Origin of the sequence: Enterococcus mundtii (assembly GCF_002813755.1) — a bacterium.
GTDB lineage: Bacteria > Bacillota > Bacilli > Lactobacillales > Enterococcaceae > Enterococcus_B > Enterococcus_B mundtii.
Genome location: NZ_CP018061.1, coordinates 2,093,999 through 2,111,887 on the forward strand (window position 1 = coordinate 2,093,999; position 17,889 = coordinate 2,111,887).

The 17,889-nt window shown below is 37.0% G+C and carries 18 protein-coding genes and 1 tRNA gene; 4 read left to right on the top strand and 15 right to left on the bottom strand.

Going from position 1 to position 17,889, the window contains the following annotated elements; genetic code table 11:
• Positions 1-68: 68 nt before the first annotated feature.
• Positions 69-452, bottom strand: a complete 384-nt coding sequence (locus EM4838_RS09895; protein WP_071866733.1) for a hypothetical protein — start codon at positions 450-452, stop codon at positions 69-71.
• A complete protein-coding gene (locus EM4838_RS09900; RefSeq protein WP_373865793.1) occupies positions 449-814 on the bottom strand; it encodes a hypothetical protein in 366 nt (121 codons plus the stop codon). The genes EM4838_RS09895 and EM4838_RS09900 overlap by 4 nt, the downstream gene beginning before the upstream one ends.
• A gap of 322 nt (positions 815-1,136) precedes the next feature.
• Here EM4838_RS09900 and EM4838_RS16615 point away from each other — a divergent pair, with 322 nt between their 5' ends.
• A complete protein-coding gene (locus tag EM4838_RS16615; protein ID WP_169823217.1) occupies positions 1,137-1,313 on the top strand; it encodes a hypothetical protein in 177 nt (58 codons plus the stop codon).
• Between the two features lie 209 nt (positions 1,314-1,522).
• Complete coding sequence (locus tag EM4838_RS09905; RefSeq protein WP_071866731.1) at positions 1,523-1,930, top strand: hypothetical protein; 408 nt, start codon at positions 1,523-1,525, stop codon at positions 1,928-1,930.
• 46 nt (positions 1,931-1,976) lie between these two features.
• Here EM4838_RS09905 and EM4838_RS09910 read toward each other — a convergent pair whose 3' ends face one another.
• The 9 genes from EM4838_RS09910 to rpoN form a co-directional block, all read right to left on the bottom strand.
• On the bottom strand, positions 1,977-3,044 hold the full coding sequence (locus EM4838_RS09910; RefSeq protein ID WP_071866730.1) for a WxL protein peptidoglycan domain-containing protein: 1,068 nt from the start codon (positions 3,042-3,044) through the stop codon (positions 1,977-1,979).
• A gap of 205 nt (positions 3,045-3,249) precedes the next feature.
• On the bottom strand, positions 3,250-4,713 hold the full coding sequence (locus EM4838_RS09915) for a helix-turn-helix domain-containing protein (RefSeq protein ID WP_065095697.1): 1,464 nt from the start codon (positions 4,711-4,713) through the stop codon (positions 3,250-3,252).
• 544 nt (positions 4,714-5,257) lie between these two features.
• Positions 5,258-5,752 (bottom strand): hypothetical protein, encoded by a 495-nt coding sequence (locus EM4838_RS09920; RefSeq protein WP_071866729.1) that lies wholly within the window; start codon positions 5,750-5,752, stop codon positions 5,258-5,260.
• Between the two features lie 803 nt (positions 5,753-6,555).
• Positions 6,556-7,854, bottom strand: a complete 1,299-nt coding sequence (gene eno, locus EM4838_RS09925; RefSeq protein ID WP_010734865.1) for a phosphopyruvate hydratase — start codon at positions 7,852-7,854, stop codon at positions 6,556-6,558.
• Between the two features lie 116 nt (positions 7,855-7,970).
• Positions 7,971-8,726, bottom strand: coding sequence for a triose-phosphate isomerase (tpiA, locus tag EM4838_RS09930; RefSeq protein WP_019723102.1), 756 nt, complete (start codon positions 8,724-8,726; stop codon positions 7,971-7,973).
• 94 nt (positions 8,727-8,820) lie between these two features.
• Positions 8,821-10,011 (bottom strand): phosphoglycerate kinase, encoded by a 1,191-nt coding sequence (locus EM4838_RS09935; RefSeq protein ID WP_065095695.1) that lies wholly within the window; start codon positions 10,009-10,011, stop codon positions 8,821-8,823.
• 105 nt (positions 10,012-10,116) lie between these two features.
• Positions 10,117-11,118 carry a type I glyceraldehyde-3-phosphate dehydrogenase gene (gene gap / locus EM4838_RS09940; RefSeq protein ID WP_010734862.1) on the bottom strand — a complete coding sequence of 334 codons (1,002 nt, stop codon included), beginning with the start codon at positions 11,116-11,118 and terminating at the stop codon, positions 10,117-10,119.
• 40 nt (positions 11,119-11,158) lie between these two features.
• Positions 11,159-12,250 (bottom strand): sugar-binding transcriptional regulator, encoded by a 1,092-nt coding sequence (locus EM4838_RS09945; protein ID WP_171844984.1) that lies wholly within the window; start codon positions 12,248-12,250, stop codon positions 11,159-11,161.
• Positions 12,251-12,402: 152 nt separating this feature from the next.
• Entirely contained in the window at positions 12,403-13,731 is a 1,329-nt protein-coding gene (rpoN, locus tag EM4838_RS09950) for an RNA polymerase factor sigma-54 (protein WP_071866728.1), read from the bottom strand.
• 59 nt (positions 13,732-13,790) lie between these two features.
• Between rpoN and EM4838_RS09955 the strand changes: the two genes are divergently transcribed.
• Positions 13,791-13,862, top strand: a tRNA-Arg gene (locus EM4838_RS09955).
• A gap of 108 nt (positions 13,863-13,970) precedes the next feature.
• On the opposite strand, the gene EM4838_RS09960 is transcribed toward EM4838_RS09955, so the two are convergent.
• From EM4838_RS09960 to EM4838_RS09975, 4 genes are all read right to left on the bottom strand, one after another.
• Complete coding sequence (locus EM4838_RS09960; protein ID WP_071866727.1) at positions 13,971-14,600, bottom strand: hypothetical protein; 630 nt, start codon at positions 14,598-14,600, stop codon at positions 13,971-13,973.
• 304 nt (positions 14,601-14,904) lie between these two features.
• Complete coding sequence (locus EM4838_RS09965; RefSeq protein ID WP_081367424.1) at positions 14,905-15,303, bottom strand: hypothetical protein; 399 nt, start codon at positions 15,301-15,303, stop codon at positions 14,905-14,907.
• Positions 15,304-15,586: 283 nt separating this feature from the next.
• Complete coding sequence (gene rpoE / locus EM4838_RS09970; protein ID WP_071866726.1) at positions 15,587-16,201, bottom strand: DNA-directed RNA polymerase subunit delta; 615 nt, start codon at positions 16,199-16,201, stop codon at positions 15,587-15,589.
• Positions 16,202-16,276: 75 nt separating this feature from the next.
• Positions 16,277-16,708, bottom strand: a complete 432-nt coding sequence (locus tag EM4838_RS09975) for a YwiB family protein (RefSeq protein WP_071866725.1) — start codon at positions 16,706-16,708, stop codon at positions 16,277-16,279.
• 207 nt (positions 16,709-16,915) lie between these two features.
• Here EM4838_RS09975 and EM4838_RS09980 point away from each other — a divergent pair, with 207 nt between their 5' ends.
• Positions 16,916-17,728: a lipoate--protein ligase family protein gene (locus tag EM4838_RS09980; RefSeq protein WP_071866724.1), complete on the top strand. Its 813-nt coding sequence runs from the start codon at positions 16,916-16,918 to the stop codon at positions 17,726-17,728.
• The last annotated feature ends 161 nt before the right edge of the window (positions 17,729-17,889 follow it).

Here is a 17,889-nt window from a genome sequence, read left to right on the forward strand (position 1 = left end):
GAAATCAATTTACATAAACATTTAAATTGATTTCGAGATTTGTGATTTATTTACATCATTCAAAGTGTTTATTCTAGAATAACATTCGTAGTCCACATATCATTTATAGTAGAATACTCTTTATTTACATCAATGATCAGAGTATTTCCTTTATAAAAGTAGTTTTCTTCACTACTTTTTTTCTTATCTATAACATCAAATTTGATCGCTAACATTGGACTTGTGAGTGCCATACTTTGACTACATTCTACTGAATCCCAATCATATTTGATTTCGATTTCTGAATGACTTTCTTGTTTTATATACTTAGACATTATTTCTTCCTGTTCTTTTAAAAAAGCGATTTGTTTTTCTTTTTCCGTCGGTTCCATTATTTTTTTCATTCCTAACGTTCCTAAAAGAACTAGAGTAATAGTCAAACTAACTACAATAATTTTCTTCTTTTTCCTCACAAGGATTTCTCCCTTCTGTGGCTGCAACTATAGTAATCATAGTTAGCATTGATCGTATACATTTTTTCTATCTTCTTAGGTCTATTAATATTATCAGGATCTATAGCAAAACCAAATGAATTTATTTCCTTGTCCTTCTTATCAATAATTTGTATTCGAATAATAAAAACCTCACCGGCACCTTGCGGAAGTCCATTCCCTACTATCTCTTGCTCTAGTGAATTCCAATCAAACACAACTTTATCAACTTTTTCATTTTGCTGCTTTACAAATTCCGCCATTTCTTCCTCGTGTTCAATTAAAAAAGCTACTTGTTTCTCTCTTTCTGTTGGTTCGCTCATCTTCTTCACTTCTATCGTCATTAAAAGAACTAATACTACACCTATACTTACTAGAATCAGCCACTTTTTCTTTCCCAATTGATTATCCCTCATTCCTTACTCTTCAAATTCTCGGATACTTTTTGTGTATGTTCTGTCAGCACATCAATACTTTCTAGTATTTGCTACTTGTACTACTATTTACTCATCTGCTTCGTTCATTATTACTATACGTAATTTTTGCCTATTTAAATTAAAATTTACTGGATAAGACGCATATACGTCGTATACGGTTAGTTTTAGTCTTATACGATCATAAAAAAATGCTTACTTCGTCAAATCATTCTACTGGGGGAGGATAATTATGCTAAGAAAAACAAGACTAGTAGTTGGTTCTATTGTTCTATCAATTTTAGGTTTTAGTCCGATGCTATTATCGGTCGTTCAGAAAAACAACGCCAATGGAGATATCAAATTAAACCCAAAGTATTATGATCGGTCAGAAGAGCCTCTGTTTATTTGGGAAAATCAAAAAGAATAAAGCATTGTTTGTTTTGTGGACGATACCAGACATGTCTTGGTATTGTCTTTTTTGATATGGATGTGTCCTTTACTGTTTGATGTATTACATAATAAAGTAAATAGGCTATAATGAAGTTGACCACCTCTTTTTTAACAATAAAAAGCCTGTGTATACATATTAAAACTCACTATATTCATTACTCAAACATCATTCGGAGATGACCTATCATGAAAAACCAACTCGCTTTTAAATTTTTACCCAAGTTATGGACTTCTATTTTATATCTTGTGGTGATTGCTATTGGCTCATTCATGTATTTATCAAAGTATTGGAATGTTACGATTTTCACCTCTATCTATCCTGATTTTTATCTTCATATCTCAAACTTTTCAATTAGTTTGATTTTAGGTTTGATTCCATATTTTTGGTTATTGATGGGTGTAAAATTCAATTATGTAGTCATCTTTTCTTTACTCTTACTCGTAGTAAATGCGCTCTGTGAAACTGTCTTAGGATTCATAAACACACCTGATCTTATTGATATGTGTTTTGGCTTTGTTGGTACTGGAATTTCTTTCCTGACATTGTTAATCATTCATACATTCGGACTTTTACCTAATAAAGAAACCACATAATTTTTCAAAAATCATCTGGCTGAAATGAAAAACGAGAATCGAAGCCTTAGCTATCGATTCTCGTTTTCTTATATTTAAGATAAAGTATTACACTTGTGATGATCAACAGAGCAGAAAAAACAAGCAACAAACCAATCACCCAGATATTACTGCCTTGATTGACGATAATCTTGTTTGAACCACCTGTTTGCTCTATCAATCCTTCCAGCTCTTCTTTTGTATAATTAAATTTAGTTACTTTTTCTTTGCCATCAACAGTTAGGATAAACTGATATTCCCCAAACATCAATTCTGCATCACTAACTAACGGTAGATTTAGCTTTGTTTTAGTCATTGGCGTCAATGCAATTGAGCTTTCTTCAATTTCTCCTTCAGAAATGATATCCCCGTTTGGATTGATTACTTTGTATGAGCCGCTTTCCGCAAAAGTTACTGCAGGATCATTGTTGACTATATAGTAATCAAGCCTTATCGCATCCTGTGAGCTCACAAACTCAAACTCATCATAAGTTTGTTCTTTTTCAGCCTCTATTTCATCCATCTTGAGATGAAATAGGATCACTTTCTCATAGACATGAACGATATCTACAGCATCTTCATGACTTTCTTCACTTAATGTCTGAGAGAAATTCACCCCACCTAAAACTTCTCCATTAAGTTCCTCAGTCACATTGATCAAAATTGCTATCGTTTCACTTTGTTTCGCTTCAACTTTGATTTTCCCGTCTTCTAGTTCGCCATTAGCATCAGTTATCTTCACGTATTTACTAAAGTCATACTTTTCATCTAAAAGATTTTCTGTATTTTCAACATAAGTGACACTTCCCATCGTTGATATAGCAACCGATGGATAGACAGTAACATCTAAGTCTTTGTCACCTATATTTGTAATCGTAGCAGTGAACTCATAGTTCTTATTAAGTTCTGGAGTAAACTGCAGATAGCTATTTCTGATCTCATATTCTTTGGGTTGCACATCCACTAGGATCGATGCAGTATCTTCCTCGGACGCCTCTACTGGTTGTATGTAAAAAAAACATCCCATCAATAAAACGAAAATAAGCGAACAGAAGTCAACTAACTTGTATTCTTTGGCTTGGCTATTTTTTGTCATTATTTCTCCTATTCATTTTCCTATCAAGTATCTTAAATCTCTATATTTTTTCTTGATCATTCTTATTCCTCTTTTTCACAACAGTAGTTATCCTGTCATCATACTTTGTATTTTGATTCATCAGAATGTTTCACTTTTCCCTGATCAAATTGAAAAGAATAAGTTTCCTTCGAGATTTTTTTATTATCTATATTTATTAAATTCATTACTCTAACTTTAAGATAATTCTTGCTTGGACGATCGCGTTTAAATTGTCCCAATGATCCTTATTGTGAATGTCTCTAAAAAAAGCAAAATCTTGGGACTCTTCGTGGTACACAATCCCATCAGACACCAAAATATCTGCATCAGTAAAGTCAGAAGTGAAATGAATGATTTTTTTATTAAATATCGTTAGTAATTTACTTTCGATAACTGGTACATATTCCGGATGATGCAACATCGATATAGCAATAGTCACTCTTTCATTGTTTTGGATAGGCAAATAATACGAAAGGATATGTGCTAACTTGTTCGCAAATATTTGTCTATCCCCAACTTGAAAATTCCTATTTTTGACTATTTCCAATAGTAGCTGCTTCACTTCATGGATTCTACTATTAGGACTATTTTGATTAGCCACTCCCTTTAAATTCTCGAAATAAATATTTTTGTATGCCCAACTATTGATGACACTTTCATATAAAATCACATGTTCCACATCGGAATTTATCTTATATTTTTCTGATAATGTTTCGACGACATTCATAGAAAAATCAACGATTTCGTTCTGTTTATGCTCTTTGAATTTTTTGCCTAAGACTATCTTGTCCTGCTTGCTTGTCGTTTCAGGGATGAGAAGTTGTCTACAAAAATAAAAGAATGCAACTTCTTTTTCTCTATCTTCCATGTTTCGCGTTGGTATCAACTTTGTTAGCGAGTCCTCTTCATACAGTTCTTTCATATCAGCGAATAGTTCTATCGCTGTTTTGTCCAAATCTTGTATGATATACCCACGTGACACAGCATTTTCAAGTATCGAGAATAGAATGTCATGCTTTGCTTTTGTTGTCTTCAACCTCTCATAGTGTCCACCTACTAGGTCAATATTCACTCTTGTTTGGCTATCTGCGAAAACATTATAGGCCATGATTTGTACCAGGTAATGATATGTTCTGATAGACATCTCATTGCCTTCCAAAGAAATTGATTCAAAATTACTATTAATAGTTATTGGTATTTTTTGATAATGAAAGATATCTTTCAGCCGACTGATCAATTTATAACTATAAGACTTACTAAACATCAACTTTTCGGAAATATCGACTACACGAGTTTTTCGGTGTTTCAAGAGATAGAGCAATAATTGAAAATAAGGTGATTCATTAAAAAACTTTTTTTTCAAATTAACAAATACTTGAAGCAACAGTTCCTGATTAACACCTTCGATTAAACCAATCGTCCCCTTTTCTAGTAAAAAGAAAGATGAAAATGTAAAATTCAATTGTTCGAAGTTTTCTTCGAGTTCAACCAGTAATATTTTCGTTTGATACATCGTTAAGTTTAACCGCTCACTTAATTTATTCAATGACAAATATTTTTCTGTCACTAGAACCGTAAACAGTTGCAACATTTCGTTTTGCTTTTTTGTTAAGTAACGGCTACTAAACGTATCCATTATATATTCCATTTCTTCTACCAACCTTCATTTTTAGAGGATTCTATACTAAGAAGAATTCATTTAGTCAGAATGTTTCATTTTTTATTTTCAGCGAACTATACCGATGTCTCCTAGTTCAACTTGCATGGCTGTTGTATTGGTCTTGCCTGTACATTTTGACTTGATTACTAAGGTAGTGAAGCTTTGATCATGTATATTTGTCTTTCTACGGAATTATTATCTAAACACCTTCACTTATTTCTAATAAATTTCTATTGATTAAAATTTTCTCTGTTTGTATTACTAGATTCATAAATCTGATGGACCAACCAGCGACAGTAGAAGCTTGCAACTACACGAAAGAATAAAAGAAGGAACACTGATCAGGCAATCAACAAGAGTAGTTTTCATTGATTGGATCAGCATTTCTTCTTTGAATATTCTATAGGACAGACGGATAGATCTACGTATTCTATATTATGATCCATCGTATTCTGTCAATCTTCGCACACTTAACTCTTTTTATCTGGCAAGCCTTTCACAACTGAAAATAACTATTTTTTAGTCCGGAGTATTATCCCCAAGGATTATTTACTTCTTGTGCTGTCAAGATGATTTTGGCGCTATCATCTCTGTTTGATCGCCATACGTAATCATTTGCATCTAAAATGACATCGAAATCTTTTTCGATCTGTACCGAACTCATTCGCATTACCTGTTGTGCTTGAAGATGTGGGTTTGAAGGTTGAATGTCTAGTCCATTTCCATATTGGTCAAGTTTTGCAAAAATATTCACAAAAACATCCTGTGATTTTGTATTATTTACTGTAGCAGTTGCTTTCAAGACCTTCGTTTGTTTACGCATATCTGAGTTTAAGTCAAAATCAGATAATTTGAAATCGACTTTGCTTGTTGTTCCTTCATTGAAAGTGATATCTAGTTTTCCATCTTGGACTTCAATCGGTATTTGTTTTTCACTGACTGCCTCGGATGCGTTTACTAAGCTTGGGTTACTACCTACTAACAACAAAGTTGATAGCATAACTGTTGTGGATACCTTTTTTTTCATTGTTGGATAGCCTCCGGAATTTAATATTTTTTTCACAAAATCAGTTTACATTAAATTTCCTTATAGGGTTTATCCGAACATTCAACTCTTTTTTTAAAAACAGGATAATCTTTCACTACGTTCTTTGCTACATGATAGAAACTTGTCCGGAAAGATGGACTAGGCTCACTCCTTACCTCTATAAAAGCTCCCTATTTGTCCTTTGATCAGAGTTATTAGACCTTTTAGGCGTGATATTTCGACCAAATCCGTATCCGGTTATCAAAAAAATTTCCATGAGAACTTATTCTCTTACATTCATCAAAAATCAACTTATTTATATTGGAACCGAACACTATGCGGGTTTTGTTTATATGGCAACATATGATGATGACGTCAAAAGACTTGGTGGTTAGGTTGAGGAAGTAAGAGAAGCAAATGATAAAGAAGAAATTCTTCGGAATCGTTCGTTGTTTAGATAATCAATAGACTATAACACACTATATAATAAAAAGAAACCCCACATAGTTGTCGATCTTCAAGTTTATAGGAGGTACAAACTTGTTCTCAATCGTCTCGTTTTCATCATCCATGATAAAGACGCGATGAATTAAGAACAGCTTGGTTAAAGCTAATTAATCTATTTTGTGCCTAATAAAATATGAGGAATGATGATCTTTATTTATATTCATAAGAATCTATGATTTGTTTCTATCATTCGTTTCTTTAAGTACTAAAAATATTTTTTCTGATTAATCGTCTGCCTAAAAAAATACCCCTCTCATGTCATACGACACAAGAAGGGCATTCTTACAATCATTTGATTATTTGTTTTTTAAGTTGTAGAAAGATTTCAAACCTTTGTACTCTGCAACTTCACCAAGTTGGTCTTCGATACGTAATAATTGGTTGTATTTCGCAACACGGTCAGTACGTGAAAGAGAACCTGTTTTGATTTGGCCAGCGTTTGTTGCAACTGCGATATCAGAGATTGTTGAATCTTCTGTTTCACCAGAACGGTGAGAAACTACTGCAGTGTAACCAGCTTCTTTAGCCATTTCGATTGCTTCGAAAGTTTCTGTCAAAGTACCGATTTGGTTAACTTTGATAAGGATTGAGTTAGCAATTCCTTTTTCGATACCTTCAGCAAGTTTTTCAGTGTTTGTTACGAACAAGTCGTCACCCACTAATTGAACTTTGTCGCCTAGAACTTCTGTCAATTTCTTGAATCCATCCCAGTCGTTTTCGTCTAATCCATCTTCAATAGAGATGATTGGGTATTTAGATACTAATTCTTCGTAGAATTTGATCATTTCGTCAGTTGTTTTTTCGCCTTCGCCTGAATCAGCTAATACGTAAACACCTTTTTCTTTGTCGTAGAATTCTGAAGAAGCAGCGTCCATTGCAAGAACAACGTCTTTACCAGGAACATAGCCAGCTTTTTCGATTGCTTCGATGATTACTTCGAAACCTTCTTCGTTTGAACCAAGGTTAGGAGCGAATCCACCTTCGTCACCAACTGAAGTTGCTAATCCACGAGATTTCAAGATTGCAGCTAATGCATGGAATACTTCCGCACCCATACGTAGTGCTTCTTTGAATGTTGGCGCGCCAACAGGCATGATCATGAATTCTTGGAAGTCGATTGAGTTATCCGCATGTGATCCACCGTTGATGATGTTCATCATTGGAGTTGGTAATACTTTTGTGTTGAATCCGCCTAGGTAGTGGTATAAAGGTACTTCTAGGTAGTCAGCAGCTGCACGAGCAACAGCGATTGAAACACCAAGAATAGCGTTCGCACCTAATTTACCTTTGTTAGGAGTTCCGTCTAAAGCGATCATTGCTTTGTCGATAGCCATTTGGTCACGTACATCGTAGCCAATGATTGCTTCAGCAATGATGTTGTTTACGTTGTCAACAGCTTTGATTACACCTTTACCGCCATAACGAGATTTGTCTCCGTCACGTAATTCAACTGCTTCGTATTCACCAGTTGAAGCACCTGAAGGAACCATTCCACGGCCGAAAGCACCGCTTTCTGTGTATACTTCTACTTCGATTGTTGGGTTACCGCGTGAGTCTAGAATCTCGCGAGCGTAAACATCAGTAATAATTGACATGTTTTGTCTCTCCTTTGAGTTTGGTTTTTTCCTAAGGGATTTCCCTCATATACGATTTTAGTTAATTTTGTGTCTTTGTGCAAACATTTCTTGCATTTTTCACAAATTTTCAATAATTATTTTACAGCATCAAGTAATGCTAAGAATGAATCCGCTTCTAAGCTAGCTCCGCCAACTAATGCGCCATCCACATTTTCTTTTGCCATATACTCAGCAATGTTCTCAGGTTTTACAGAACCACCATATTGGATACGAACTGCTTCTGATACTTCTTTGCCGTAAAGTTTTTCAACTGTTTGACGTACCACGCCACAGATTTCGTCAGCGATTTCAGCATCTGCTGATTTACCTGTACCGATTGCCCAGATTGGTTCGTAAGCAATAACTAGATTACTTACTTGACCTTCTGTTAAGCCTTCAAGACCAGCAGTGATTTGTCCTTCGATCCACTCAGCAGTTTTGCCTGCTTCATATGTTTCTAATGACTCACCACAGCAAAGAATTGGGATCATACCGTTTGCGAAGATTGCTTTCGCTTTTTTGTTGATATCTTCGTCAGTTTCGTGGAAGTATTCACGACGCTCAGAGTGACCGATGATCACATATTGTACACCTAGATCAGCTAAAGCTGCTGGTGATGTTTCACCAGTGAATGCACCTGAGTTTTCCCAGTAAGAGTTTTGTGCAGCGATTTTCAATTCTGTACCTTCAGCTGAAGCCATTAATTCTTGTAAGAATAATGCAGGAGATCCAATCACTGAATCTACTTTATCATTTGAAGGGATCTTGTTTTTTACTGCTTCTGCAAAATCTTTTGCTTCAGATGCAGTTTTGTTCATTTTCCAGTTACCAGCGATAATTGGTTTACGCATGATATGCACTCCTATTCAGAATGTAAGAGGACTACAGATTTGAGCAATCTGTAGATGGTCCTCTCACCATTTTATTTATTCGTCGATTTTATGCTTATTTGTCGTTGATTGCAGCTAGTCCAGGTAATTCTTTCCCTTCAAGCAACTCTAAGCTTGCACCGCCACCTGTTGAGATGTGAGTGAATTTGTCTGCAAAACCTAATTGTTCCGCAGCAGCTGCAGAGTCACCGCCACCGATGATCGTTGTAGCATCTTCAAGGTTAGCGATTGCTTCACAAACACCGATCGTACCTTTAGCGAAGTTACTCATTTCGAATACACCCATTGGTCCGTTCCATACAACTGTTTTTGCACCTTGTAATGTATCAGCAAATAATTTAACTGAAGCAGGACCGATGTCTAATGCCATCAAGCCTTCAGGAATATCTCCTTCGATGACTTGTGTTTCTACATCATTTGAAAATTCAGGGGCACAAACGTTGTCGATTGGTAAAACTAATTTGTCGCCTGCTTTTTCGATCAATTCTTTTGCTAAAGCTACTTTATCTGCTTCAACTAAAGAGTTACCGATCTTGATGCCTTTTGCTTCGTAGAATGTGTAAGTCATTCCGCCGCCGATCAAGATTTTGTCTGCTTTAGGAATCAAGTTTTCGATGACACCGATTTTATCTGAAACTTTCGCTCCACCTAAGATCGCGATCATCGGACGTTTTGGTTCTTCAACTGCTTCGCCGATGAACTTGATTTCTTTATCCATCAAGAATCCAGCAACTGTTGGGATACCTGTTGAAGCGATCCCTACGTTAGAAGCATGGGCACGGTGAGCTGTACCAAACGCATCATTGACAAATACATCGCCTAAAGAAGCCCAGTATTTACCTAATTCAGCATCATTTTTGCTTTCTTTTTTGCCGTCGATGTCTTCAAAACGAGTGTTTTCAAAAACAACTACGTCTCCGTCTTTCATGTCAGCAATTGCTGTTTCTAATTCTGAACCACGAGTTTCAGGAACGAAAGTTACTTCTTTACCTAGCAATTCGCCTAAACGTTTTGCAACTGGTGCCAAAGATTTTCCTTCTTTGTCTTCTTCTGTTTTCACACGTCCAAGGTGAGAGAAAAGAATCGCTTTTCCGCCTTGCTCCAACACATAATTGATTGTTGGTAACGCAGCTTTGATACGTGTATCATCAGTGATGACGCCGTCTTTCAAAGGAACGTTGAAGTCAACACGGACAAGGACTTTTTTATCTTTTAAATCAATATCTTTGACTGTTTTCTTAGCCATTTGATTTCCTCCTAAATAAACATCTTATCAAAAAAAGCGGAGAAGCGCGATTGCTTCCCCGCTTTTAAGTGTACATGGATATAGGTTACACTTGTACGATTTATCTTATAAGTTAGCGAAGTATTCTAAAGTACGTACTAATTGTGCAGTGTATGACATTTCGTTGTCGTACCAAGCAACAGTTTTAACTAATTGTTTGTCGCCAACAGTCATTACTTTTGTTTGAGTAGCATCAAATAATGAACCGTAAGTCATACCAACGATATCTGAAGAAACGATTTCGTCTGTGTTGTAACCGTAAGATTCGTTAGCTGCTTCTTCCATTGCAGCATTTACTTCATCAACTGTTACGTTTTTATCAAGAACTGTAACTAATTCTGTTAATGAACCAGTTGCGATTGGTACACGTTGAGCAGCTCCGTCTAATTTACCGTTCAATTCAGGGATTACTAAACCGATTGCTTTAGCAGCACCTGTTGAGTTAGGAACGATGTTTGCAGCAGCAGCGCGTGCACGGCGGAAGTCACCTTTAGGATGAGGTCCGTCAAGAGTCATTTGGTCACCTGTGTAAGCGTGGATAGTTGTCATTAATCCTTCAACAACACCAAATTTGTCGTTCAATGTTTTAGCCATAGGAGCTAAACAGTTAGTTGTACATGAAGCACCAGAGATAACTGTTTCTTTACCAGTTAATGTTTCATGGTTTGTGTTGTAAACGATTGTTGGTACATCGTCTCCACCAGGAGCTGAGATAACAACACGTTTAGCACCAGCTGTTAAATGTTTTTCAGCAGCTGATTTTGAAGTGAAGAAACCAGTACATTCTAGAACGATGTCTACGCCTAGTTCGCCCCAAGGTAATTCTTCAGGGTTACGGTTAGCTAATACTTTAACTTCTTTTCCGTTTACGTTGAATGAACCTTCGTGAACTTCAACTGTTCCGTTGAAACGTCCTTGAGTTGTATCGTATTTTAACAAGTGTGCCAACATTTTAGCATCTGTCAAATCGTTGATTGCTACTACTTCGATTCCATCTACATCTTGGATACGACGGAACGCTAGACGTCCAATACGTCCAAAACCATTAATACCTACTTTAACTGTCATTTAAGATTTCCTCCTTATGAAAATCAAAAAAATATTTATTTTAAAGGGATACCCCTTTTAAAATCTCATTAGCAGCGGCTTCATCTGTGATGAGCCACGTTTGTTTTGGTGCATTATTCATATACGCTCGAATTGCTTTGGCTTTGGCTTTCCCCCCTGCAACTGCAAGAATGATCGGGACCTTAGCTAAGTCTTTTAATTCGATGCCGATTCGTGGGACTTTATAAACGACTTCTCCTTTTTCATTGAAGAAATAGCCAAAAGATTCCGCAACGGCATTGGCTTGTTTCAACATCAGCAATTCTTCTTCATTCATCTTTCGTCGCGCTGCCATATGCAACGCCCGTCCAATACTATGAATAACACAATTCGCCTGACTTATCAAGTTTAAAACTTCTTGTATAGACGGCTCATTGAGTAATGAATTGTAAGTAGCCAAGCTTAATTGTTCCGGCACATATAATGCTCGGTGTTTTCCATTTGCCTTTGTAGCCATTCTAGCACTGACTGAGTTCGCTTGTACAGTAATCGCCTCGCCGATCCCACCTCGCGCAGGAACAAACAAGTTATGGCGCTTGCTATTTTCTAAGCTAGTCAGTTGCTCTGCAACGATCGCCATCGTCGTTCCTCCCATGACTGCGATGATATTATCGCCTTCCGGAAGTAGTAGATTCAGTGACTCGTCTAAGGCTTCGCCAAAAGCATCTGCTACTTTTGGTTGTTGTTCACTGTTTCCAGAAACAACGATACAGCGCTGGTTTCCAAAATACTCAGATAGTTTCATTTCAATCTGATGCATTCCTAAAAGTTGGTCCATAAAGCCTTCGAGGCTTTGATAGACTTCCTCTCCTTTTTTCGTCAGCGTCATACCACTTTTAGAGGCGTTGATCAGTTCAAGTTGTTTGAGCAGATCCGTTTCTGTTCGTAAGACACGTTCGGTCATACCCATGCTTTCCGATAAACTACGACGACCAATTGGCTGCATCCAGTAAATATTGCGCAAAATCTTATAGCGTTCTTGCAAAACATCCATGATGTCTGGCGCAACAGCTTCAATCAGTTTCAATTCATCTAACATAGCGATCTCCTTAGTTGGACATTTTTCGTCCAATGTAGACTCAAAACGACCCATGTGATCTAAAAAAATAAATCGGACTTTCCAACTTGTACGTTTTCTACTAGGAAAATCTCAACCTCACATGATATAGTCTAACAGTTTTGTCCGTATTTATCAACAAAAAAAGACTAGAAAAATGTTTAAGATTCTTCCAGTCTTCCATTCAATTATTTATCATACCGTTTTCTTTTCGATGAACTAGGGATTCCTAACAAGTCACGATATTTGGCAACTGTTCGTCGAGAAATCGAAATTTTGTCATTTTTCAGTAGTTCTACTAATTTTTGATCAGATAATGGTTTGCTTTTATCTTCCGCATCTACTAGTTCTTGGACTTTTTTCTTTGCGGTATCTGCTGATAGATCTTCAGTACTCTCTGCATTTGTAGGTTTGAGTCTCGTCGTAAAGAACTTTTTCAATTCGAAGACACCAAAATCGGTTTCAAGATACTTGCCATTGACTGCTCGACTGACCGTTGATTCGTGGACGTCGATTTCTTCTGCGACTTCTTTTAAGGTCAATGGGCGGATCGGTCGTGCGACATTTGTAAAGAATTCTTTTTGCCGAGAAACAATGATTTGCGCCACGCGCATGATCGTATCACCACGTTGCAAAATCGTTTTTTGCAGCCATTCAAATTCTTGTTTTCGTTCTTTCAAATAGGCTTGAGTCTCTTTATCTGCTTTTTTTTGCATCTGTTGAAAATAAGCTTCTTGAAAACGTACATTCGGCTGGTTGCCTCGATTTGAGATGACTTGGACTTCTTCACCTGTTACGACAACTTTGACATCGGGGATGATATACAAACCGCTACTATGGTCAAAGACTCGTCCAGGACTTGGGCTAAGGGTTTGGATATAATCAAAGATTCGTTGTACGTCGCTTAATGGAATCGCAAAATGTTGGGCGATCTCTTTCCATTTGCGTTCGACTAATTGATCAAACCATTCTTCCAAGACGATGTAAGCCAATTCGGGCGCATAGTCGTCTCTTTCAGTTTGTAACATCAAACATTCTTGTAAACTTCGCGCCCCTACACCTGCTGGCTCTAACTGCTGGATCAGTGTCAATGCGTCAAGCATTTGGATCGGCGTCGCATTCGTTTGTTGGATGGCGTCTTCTAAAGAAATAGTCAAAAAACCATTCAGGTCGATATATTCGATCAAATATAAAATCAATTTACGTAAGAAAGTATCTCGGTAATTCAAATGGACTTGTTCGATCAATGATTCAAAAAGTGAGCCTGTTGTATCAGGAATTTGATTCAAGTAGCTCGTCTCTTCTCCCTCATAACTGGCATTACGTTTTTGGTAATCGGGTTGCCAATCCGGTTCGATCACTTCTACTAAGGGGTTTTCCAACGCCTGATTTTCAACAAAAGCCAGTAGCTCTTCGCTGTTATACTGCAAGACTTGGATGGACTGTTGGAGCTGTTGTGTCATGGCAAGTTTTTGTGTTTGTTGTTGTTTTTGTGAAAAATTTTGTTCAAATTTCATTTTTTTGTCCATTCCCCTTGTAATTTATTTTTGATTTCGATACAATTGTTGCAGTGCTTGCGTCCTTAGTGTAGTGGATATCACGTAAGATTCCGGTTCTTGAGACGGGGGTTCGATTCCCTCAGGACGCGTCTATTGTTATCTTAGCATATTTGTGAAGATTTTGCTTTCAAATTTCTAAGAAAAAAAGCGGTTTTCCTATCTAGGAAAACTGCTTTTTTTGATTTTTTCATGGAATTTTAAAAAGTAAACCGATCTTCAATGTAACTATAGTAGAAATGATTCGTTAAAGGTCCATGATTATAGCGCTCTGTCACACCATCCCCTTGACGAAGCGTTAAACCGTTTCTTAAAGTGGCTGTTTTTTGATCATAAAAATCACCATTGATGAGATAAAATATTCGGTTAGGGTCCTCTAAATAAGCAAATACATCCCCTGTAAAATGTTTTTCCAATCCTTGATCAGCGGATTTCAACTGAACGGATAAAATCGACTTGATTGCTCGGAAATTTCCACTTTCACTCGTTTCACAGTATAGCAATAAAGTTGGTTGGTATACTCTATTGACTGTTATGTTTTGAGAAAAGATACGGTAGATTGCCCCATTATGTATTGCGCCTTGCACCATTTGCTCAGTATAGCCGAGCTGTTTTTTAGCTTCTTCTTCGGTTAGTTGATATTCTCTCGAAATGACACGAAGCAGTTGCTGAAAGTCCAACTTACTGGACATGGTGCGATATGTATTTTCTTCATTTTTCGTTGAAAGATTTAAAGAGGTTTGCTCTTTTGGTGATGAATGGACTAAGAGAAACACCCCAAATAAAATCACAAGAAAACCGATTACTTTTATTCGTATTGACTTTTTCATTGATTACTCCTATTTATTTGTTATTCTTCTGTCTATAATCATAATCGGAAATAGCCAATGAAGCAAAGAGTTTTTATAAAAAACAACCGTTTTTTATTTTCAAACTTGATTCTATAACCTGTTTCCTCAAGAAGTCACTACAGTAGTGTTTAGCCTCAAAAATTAAGGCGCCATCCACGAAAATTATTTTTCAAATTTTGGTGGATGGCGTCTTATTTTTCGAAGAGTTTACTTCTGTTTCCGCCGTTTATTCGATTTTAGGTGGTGTAAGAGGACTCAAGTCCCATTCTTTTTCATTTTTTTATCAATCATAAGGAACATAATCTTCGTAACTTTCTTCGTTATTCAATGCTTCATTTTCAATAAAATAGTTCATACCGCCCATCAATTCCGAACTCATTGGTCCGTTTAAAGATAAATCATGACGTTCAATCATTTCCCGGTATTCATCTGCACTGATCACCGCACCGGTTTTCAAGCTCTTGTATTGCTTCGGTGTTTCCTCCACTTCCTGATCCAACTTTGAAAAATCTGTTTCTTTGTATGACACGAAATAGCCATGAGAGAGTTTCCGTTCGACTACTTCATTGCATTCAGGACAGCGGATCGGCATTTCTTTTTCTCGATGCTTCACAATGTGACGTACTTCATTATAATAGAATTTGGTCTGACAATTGGGACATTTTAATTGATCATCTAACATATCGATCGTCTCCTTTTATATTTGATTGTCATGTCTCAGTTTCACTTTCATCATACTCTTTTTTAGAACAAATGAAAAAAGATTCGCTGACATCCCTAATGCTTTTCTCTGAAGCATTTCTATAAGCCACAAAAATATGCCTTCGTCCTTAAGGAGAAACACTTTTGGTTTTCTAGTTGACGTTCTGCCTTACTCTCTAGAACTTTTTTCTTTTGTTCGAAGACAAAAAAAACTGCAAGGCTACTTTTACAAGTAACTTGCAGTTCTATGTGATTTCTCTTACTTATTCTTCTGGGAAATCTTCGTCTTCAAATTCTTCGTCTTCTTCTTCGTCATCGTCTTCGATAATGCTTAGATCTTCTTCGATGTTTCCTGGGATTTCTTCTTCGTCGTCTCCAGTATCTGCACCAATTTCTTGTAAGTCTGAATTGTATGCAGCGATTTCTTCATCATCGTCATCTTCATCTTCAAAAAGATCATCATCGTCTTCGTCAGACAGATCAGTATCTTCTGGGTCATCATCGTTATAATCGATGGCATCTTCGTCATCATTGATAAAGGCATTGACTTTTTTGCGTTTACGACGACGTGGTGTATCCTCGTCTTCTTCGTCGATTCCATGGTTGACTTCTTCATCGATCGAATCGATGGCATACCATGAACGCAAGCCCCAACGATTGTCGCCTAATGAAATAAAGCTACCGTCGATATTTAAGTCAGTATAAAATTGTGCGAGTGAATCACGAATGTCACTATCTGATTTGCCAAGATATGTTTGAATCTCATTTGCTAAATCAGAAAAGTCCATCACATCACCACGCTGCTCTAAGATCGCGTGTGCGACTTCGATCATTGATAATTCGTTTTTGTTTGCACCTTCAAATACACTAATTTCCAATCAGGACACGTCCTTTCACAGTCTACTCCTTATCATACAAAATCACAGGTAAAAAATCAAACGTTTCTTTGCTATTTATGCAGTAAAATCTAAGACCATCTCATATTCGCCTATTTTTTCGACACCCATGAACAAATCGTAATCGATCATGACTTTGCCAGCCGTTGGACGATCTTTTAGACTAACATGTAGTTCTTTTGTGAATGTGTCGACTTGGATCATTCCATAAGGCGTGCGGTAATGGGTTTCTAGACGCTCCCGATAGGCAAATTTTAGACGCATACGCATTTCACCAGCACGGATCAATTGCACGTGACCATCTGGCATGATCTTGATTGTGACAGGAATTTCTTCTTGTCCTTCTTGGATCTCTTTATAGCGTATGTATAAGGTATCGCCAATTTTGACCATCTGTCCTTTCAGATCAAAATAAAAATCTTGTTGCTCTCCTTGTTGTTTCACTTTTGTACGTAATTGTATCGAAATCGGTAATCCAGATCGTTCCATTTGACATTCTCCTTTTCTCATAGCTACATTGTTCCCACTTTCCACTGATTTGTCAACCGACAGGTATAGAGAACAGATAACTTTTTTCATCTCTTCTTTCTTATTTTGGAGTATAATGAAGAAAGAAGGAGTGATACTCCTGTATATTAGAATGAGTTGAGGTTGTGACAATCACTGCTCAAGCAGATTTAAATAGGAGTTGAGTGCATGACGTCCATCATTTTGGATCAAGAAGTCTACCAAACAAATGATTTTTCTCCGTTTGCTTTAACGGATATTTTAACAGAGTATGCCAAAAAAAATCAACAAACTTTTCTACATTTTTGGCAATATGAACAGACGATCATCCTCGGTATGAAGGATACCCGAACCCCTTTTTTATCTGAAGGGATCAAAGTCATCCAAGATGCGGGATTTGCACCGGTGATTCGCAATGCCGGTGGGCTTGGGATCGTTTCAGACCAAGGGATTTTGAATATCTCGTTGATCTTCCCACAAGAAGATGAGAACAAAATCTCGATCGATCAAGGATATGAAAAGATGCTCGCTCTGACACGTCAGGCTTTTCCTGTTTATGCAGACAAAATAGAAGCCTATGAAATCAAAGATTCTTATTGTCCTGGTACCTACGATCTCAGTATCAATGGCAAAAAATTTGCCGGAATCGCCCAACGTCGGATCAAAAATGGAATCTCTGTGATGATGTATCTGAGCGTGAACGGGGATCAAGAAAAACGAGGCGAACTGATGCGGCAATTTTATCAACAAGCATTGAAAGAACAATTCGGTACAAACGGCTATCCTGCGGTGACACCCACAAGCATGGCGACACTAGAAAAGTTATTCGATACACCGTTGACCGTTGCTCAAGTAAAAGATTCATTTATCCAAGCGTTCACTACATCTTATCCAACAAGTATTTCTATGGGGTCTGACATTTGGCAAGAAGCGAATGTTTCGCCAGATGAATGGCACGGACAAATTGAACGTATGACCCAACGAAATGCACTAAAGGACTAACTAAACATCAGTGATTTTTACACACAAATATATATAAAAGTAGTTATACGTGCAATGGTTTCCATGAGATGAGAAATCCCGATGAACCTAAAGAATATAGCAAAAAGATTAGGTTTTTCTGTGCGAACGCTACAACGTTGGCTAACGATGGCACGTTCAAA

Coding starts and splice junctions, on each gene's coding strand:
- EM4838_RS09900 (WP_373865793.1), bottom strand. CDS start 814: ATGACGATAGAAGTGAAGAAGATGAGCGAACCAACAGAAAGAGAGAAA.
- EM4838_RS16615 (WP_169823217.1), top strand. CDS start 1,137: ATGCTAAGAAAAACAAGACTAGTAGTTGGTTCTATTGTTCTATCAATT.
- EM4838_RS09905 (WP_071866731.1), top strand. CDS start 1,523: ATGAAAAACCAACTCGCTTTTAAATTTTTACCCAAGTTATGGACTTCT.
- EM4838_RS09910 (WP_071866730.1), bottom strand. CDS start 3,044: ATGACAAAAAATAGCCAAGCCAAAGAATACAAGTTAGTTGACTTCTGT.
- EM4838_RS09915 (WP_065095697.1), bottom strand. CDS start 4,713: ATGGAATATATAATGGATACGTTTAGTAGCCGTTACTTAACAAAAAAG.
- EM4838_RS09920 (WP_071866729.1), bottom strand. CDS start 5,752: ATGAAAAAAAAGGTATCCACAACAGTTATGCTATCAACTTTGTTGTTA.
- eno (WP_010734865.1), bottom strand. CDS start 7,854: ATGTCAATTATTACTGATGTTTACGCTCGCGAGATTCTAGACTCACGC.
- tpiA (WP_019723102.1), bottom strand. CDS start 8,726: ATGCGTAAACCAATTATCGCTGGTAACTGGAAAATGAACAAAACTGCA.
- EM4838_RS09935 (WP_065095695.1), bottom strand. CDS start 10,011: ATGGCTAAGAAAACAGTCAAAGATATTGATTTAAAAGATAAAAAAGTC.
- gap (WP_010734862.1), bottom strand. CDS start 11,118: ATGACAGTTAAAGTAGGTATTAATGGTTTTGGACGTATTGGACGTCTA.
- EM4838_RS09945 (WP_171844984.1), bottom strand. CDS start 12,250: ATGGGTCGTTTTGAGTCTACATTGGACGAAAAATGTCCAACTAAGGAG.
- rpoN (WP_071866728.1), bottom strand. CDS start 13,731: ATGAAATTTGAACAAAATTTTTCACAAAAACAACAACAAACACAAAAA.
- EM4838_RS09960 (WP_071866727.1), bottom strand. CDS start 14,600: ATGAAAAAGTCAATACGAATAAAAGTAATCGGTTTTCTTGTGATTTTA.
- EM4838_RS09965 (WP_081367424.1), bottom strand. CDS start 15,303: ATGTTAGATGATCAATTAAAATGTCCCAATTGTCAGACCAAATTCTAT.
- EM4838_RS09975 (WP_071866725.1), bottom strand. CDS start 16,708: ATGGAACGATCTGGATTACCGATTTCGATACAATTACGTACAAAAGTG.
- EM4838_RS09980 (WP_071866724.1), top strand. CDS start 16,916: ATGACGTCCATCATTTTGGATCAAGAAGTCTACCAAACAAATGATTTT.